Origin of the sequence: uncultured Thiodictyon sp., assembly GCF_903946935.1 — a bacterium.
Taxonomy (GTDB): domain Bacteria; phylum Pseudomonadota; class Gammaproteobacteria; order Chromatiales; family Chromatiaceae; genus Thiodictyon.
The window spans coordinates 1-4808 of the sequence record NZ_CAJAXH010000264.1; the positions used below are offsets into that span (position 1 = coordinate 1).

Here is a 4808-nt window from a genome sequence, read left to right on the forward strand (position 1 = left end):
AGCGCCGTTCTTGAGGGGGATCGTCAACCAACCGTTTCAGCATCGCCGCGCGTCGGCGAGGGGCTGCTGTGCCTACCTTTTCGCGCTGCCGCCGCGTACTCGCCTTGGCCGACCACGATGCGGGGGAGCGGGAATTGCTGGGCCGCAGATTTCGGGCTTGACACCGACGCTGGATAATGACCGAGGGCGCTCCCTGCGTCGACAACGCGAGGAGCGGGTCGTTGCGTGCGGTTGCGCATTCAGGAGCCGCTTTCGCGATGCCCATCAGCTCAGGCGCTTGCCCGCGCTCTACCCTGTGATACCGGGCAACGGCCTCGATGCATCCAGCGCTCGCGCAAGTAACTGTCCGATCGCAGGCCAATTGAACTGGAGCGCCACCCGCCGCTGGCCCGCCTCACCCATCTGGCGTGCCAGTCCCGCATCGCCTGCGAATCGCTGCAACGCGTCGGCCTGCGCCACCGGGTCATTCGCCTTGAAGATCAGCCCCGTGACACCGTCCTCGACCATGAATGGAATACCGCCGACATCAGAGCCCACGACTGCTACACCGGCGGCCATCGCCTCGAGCACCACGGTGGGCAACGGATCGCTCACGGAGGGCACGCAGACGATATCGGCAGACTGATAGATCTCGCCCAACGCCAATCGTGGGACGCCCCCGATGAACTGCACGACATCATTGAGTTGGAGCTGGCTCACCTGCGCTCGCAGGACATCCGCCGTCGGTCCTGCCCCGACGACCCGCAACCTGATGCTAAGGCCGCGGGCGCGCAGGATCGCCGCCGCCGCGATGAGGGTACTTACCCCCTTCTCGACCGACAGACGCCCGACATACAACAGTTCCAGGCAATCTGAGACCGCCGCTGTCGGCGCACGTCTGACGCCCCCGCCCCCGATATCCTGCGGATCGATACCATTTGGAATGCAGACCACCCGCTCGCGCACGGCACCGCCCGCAATGGCGCGGCCCGCCATATGTGGGGAGAGTGCGACCACGAGATCGGCGCCGCGGTACGCGGGCCGCGTCACCGTACGATAGAGCCAGGTCAACCGTGGGTCATAGGTACCAGCCGGCCGATCGAAGATGTCGCCGTGCGTGACGAGCGCCACGCGAATGCCGAGCGCCGGCAGCAGGCGTCTTGCCGCAACCGTTGCCACCACCAGATGGCCGTGCCCGATCACAAAACCAACCGGGTCGCGTTGGTGAAGCCGTGCCACCGCGGCCCTGGCGGTTAGGGCGAAGGCAATCTCATTCGGCACATGGGCAAAGCGGCGCAGCATCCCAAAGCGGGCAGGTCTCAGCGCGACGCACGCGACCCCCGCAATCTCATCCGCTGGAAAACTGTCAGACAGCACGGTCACCTGAAACCGCTTGGCCAACTCAATCGCGTGATGCAGCGCAACATTAGAAACTGCGCCGACGCCGCCAAAGGACGGACAGATGATGACGACATGCATGATCGGACGCTTCAGGAACCTTGATTATCGCTTCGGCGAACTGCTCTGCCGGCCAACCGCTCGCCAGCGACACGACCGCCTTGATGCGGTCTGCCTCGCGCTGGTCACACGTCGGTCGATGGGCGGCACGCAACTCGGCGAGTTGTTCGGCGGACCCGCTATAGTCGAGCCTAGGGACGATGGTACATCGACATCAACCCGTTACGCTAGCCCACCTTTTTACCTGACTCCGGTGGTATTCGAGGTAACGGAGCGGCACTCAGACGGTGGAGCCGCCACCCCGCGCTCCACCTCCCCGGTACGGCGCAGTTCGCGCTTGAGGACCTTACCGGCAGCATTGCGGGGCAGCGCCTCATGGATCACATAGCGGCGGGGCAGTTCGTGGCGGCCCAGCCGCCCCCGACACCAGTCGCGCAGTTGCGCCACCGACAACGCGACCTCCGGCTTGAGTACCAGGTGCGCCACCGGGACCTCGCCATGGCGGCTATCCGGGTCCCCGACCACCGCCACCTCCATCACGCCCGGGTGGGCGTAAAGCACCTCCTCGATGACGCGGGGATAGACGTTCATCCCGTTGACGATGATCAGGTCCTTGATCCGGTCGACCAGATAGAAATAGCCATCCGTGTCACGCGTCCCGAGGTCGCCGGTACGGAACCAATCGCCGAAGAAGGCCGCGGCCGTCTCCTCCGGCAGGTTGAAATAACCCTTCATGACACTCGGGCCGCGCACACAGACCTCGCCCGGTAGGTCGTCGGCCACCGGGCGACCGTCCGCGTCCAGGATGCACATCGCCACCCCCGGCACCGGCAACCCGACGGAACCCGGCTTGCGCTCCCCGATCAACGGATTGACACAGGTCACCGGCGAGCACTCGGTCGGCCCATCCCCCTCCAGCACCGGCACCCCAAAGCGGCGCTCGAAGGCCGCCATCACGGCTGCCGGCATCGCCGCGCCACCGCTGACACAGACCCGCACCCCGCCCCAGGCGGGGAGCGCCGCATCGTCGAGCCGCAGCAAGACCTGGTACATGCTCGGCACCCCGAGAAAGATCGTCGCGCCATGGGTCGCGATGGCCTGGGTGACCGCCTTGGGATCGAAACGGGGGACCGGGACCAGACCGCAACCCTGCACCAGGGGCGTCAGCATCCCGACGGTCGCGGCGAAGGCATGAAACATCGGCAGTACCACCAGGACCCGATCCTCACAAGAGAATCCCAGGGCCTGGGCGACACTCGCAGCATTGTTGAGCAGATTACGGTGGGTCAGCATGGCGCCCTTGGGGTGGCCGGTGGTCCCTGAGGTATAGAGGATGGCCGCGACCGACTCCGCCGGGTCGGCGGTCAGGGACGGCGGCCCGCCCGGGTTTTGGTTGCCCTCGCCGATCAGCGCGTCGCAGGACAGGGCGGCCGCACCATCGCCCTCACCGATGCGCACGCGCAGCGCCAAATCGAGCCCGGCGCAGGCTTCAACCGCCGCGGCGTGATAGGTGTGGTGGTGGATGAGACCGCGGGCACCGCTGTCGGCCAGGATGTAGCCCATCTCGCGTGGACTGAGCATGAGATTCAGCGGTACCACGGTCGCACCGGCCTTGAGGATGCCGAGATAGGCGATGACGAAATCGGCACCGTTGATACACAGGAGCCCCACGCGATCAGCCATTTGCAGACCCCGTGCCGCGAGTGCGGCCGCAAGCCCATCGGAGGCACGGTCCAAGTCGGCGAAGCTGCGGTTACCGGTATCGGCGAAGACACAGAGGGCGTCGCCCCGCGCGGCGGCGACGCGTCGAAAACGCTCTGGTATGAGATCGATGGGGGTGTGCGTCATAGCATCTCTCAATCAGCCGAGGATTAAACGATCAAAATGGTGCTTGCCGCATCGGCACGAACGGGCCGGACCCACTATCGGCCTCTCGCATAGTTCAGCATACTAGCTATACCCACCTTTACGCTGCGGATATCGAGCTTGCGAGATAAAGAATGACTCGGACGTTCTACGTACTTATACAAGATGTTAGCAGCGAAAATACTGGCAGCCAGCGCAGCAACACACCAACAGTAGCTAATAGCCAACGACGACAAACCAAAATACTTATGCGAAATATGTATCCCGGTATCGCGGACATAAAGACCAATGATATCGTGAACCAGATACAGGCTATAAGAAATCCGACCCAGGTACTGAACCCACACCCAATTCAGCCATTGCTGCATCTTATTTTTTGATATCGCAATAAACAGTAGCACCGCAGTAACCGACCCAGCCAAGAGGTGTAGATCCGCGTCGCCACCGGCAAATAACCTTGATAACAAAACAAAAATAGTAAAGAAAAGAACAATGGCTGCGAAGCGACTTTCATAAGCCCATCTCGCGAACGCACCCAGCAAGAACAAATACCACAGATTCACAAAAAACGACCCGCGGAAAGCACTCGTGAAAACGCCGAGCGGCCACAACAGAGATATCAGAAGCAATAGTGAGAAAATTGAAGCTGTTATATTGAAAGTCAAACGATATCCAATAGCTTTCCTCATCAGGTAAAGCACTAAACAAAACACTAGGTAAAACTGAACCTCATAGCACAAAGTCCAAAACACAATGTTAATTTGCCCGACCCCAAAAATCCCCTGAAGATAAAATAAATGCAGCACGACATCGCTCAAACTAGGCAGCCTTACGTCATAGTTTAATAAAACGCCAGGAACCCAGACCACAACAATTGCCATCGCTATAGCAACCCAATAAGCGGGATCGAGCCTTAGCGACCTCTTCAATGCAAACGACGCAAAAAAAGCGCCGGTGACCGCCTGATTTATCAGAGAATGACTAATTACGAATCCGCTAATTACAAAAAAAACCGCAACGCCAAGTTCCGCATAATTGAGAAACTCCAAACCCGAGAACCTATTACCAATGTGAAACATGGCGACCGAGAGGGCGGCGCACCCCCTCAGCCCGTCGACAAATAGGAATCTACCGTGAGTTGATGCCATGGCTCTCGTCGATTTTGTATCCGGACTATCAGGGCTACCCTTGGCGGCGATGCACGCTACCCCCTTGATAGAGACCAATGCCGCAACCGTCCCCGCATCAAGGCGTGAGCATTCTCTGAGCCGCCATCGCTTGGGCAGAGGGTACGACAGAGGCATCCGGCAGGCAAGCGACCACGCAACGACCGGCTACGGCCGTTGTTCGCGCCTTCGCGTGAGGGCGTTGATCATAACTCCGGCCACCCGACCTCTCGTGACCCAGCTCCAGAGGCTGGGCAAGTATTCGCAGACACCAAACCTCGCCGCGCCTGGGAGCGCCGACATTCTGTCGGCGACGGCGCGAAGCGCCGTTGGACCCTC

The 4808-nt window shown here is 61.0% G+C and carries 3 protein-coding genes; all 3 read right to left on the minus strand.

What is annotated here, in order from left to right; all coding sequences use genetic code 11:
- Nucleotides 1-288: 288 nt before the first annotated feature.
- The 3 genes from QZX93_RS23260 to QZX93_RS23270 all read right to left on the minus strand — a co-directional run bounded on the left by QZX93_RS23260 (nucleotide 289) and on the right by QZX93_RS23270 (nucleotide 4451).
- On the minus strand, nucleotides 289-1458 hold the full coding sequence (locus QZX93_RS23260; RefSeq protein ID WP_295389188.1) for a glycosyltransferase family 4 protein: 1170 nt from the start codon (nucleotides 1456-1458) through the stop codon (nucleotides 289-291).
- A gap of 219 nt (nucleotides 1459-1677) precedes the next feature.
- Nucleotides 1678-3285 (minus strand): long-chain fatty acid--CoA ligase, encoded by a 1608-nt coding sequence (locus QZX93_RS23265; protein WP_295389190.1) that lies wholly within the window; start codon nucleotides 3283-3285, stop codon nucleotides 1678-1680.
- Nucleotides 3286-3359: 74 nt separating this feature from the next.
- Complete coding sequence (locus QZX93_RS23270; protein WP_295389192.1) at nucleotides 3360-4451, minus strand: acyltransferase; 1092 nt, start codon at nucleotides 4449-4451, stop codon at nucleotides 3360-3362.
- Nucleotides 4452-4808 lie beyond the last annotated feature (357 nt).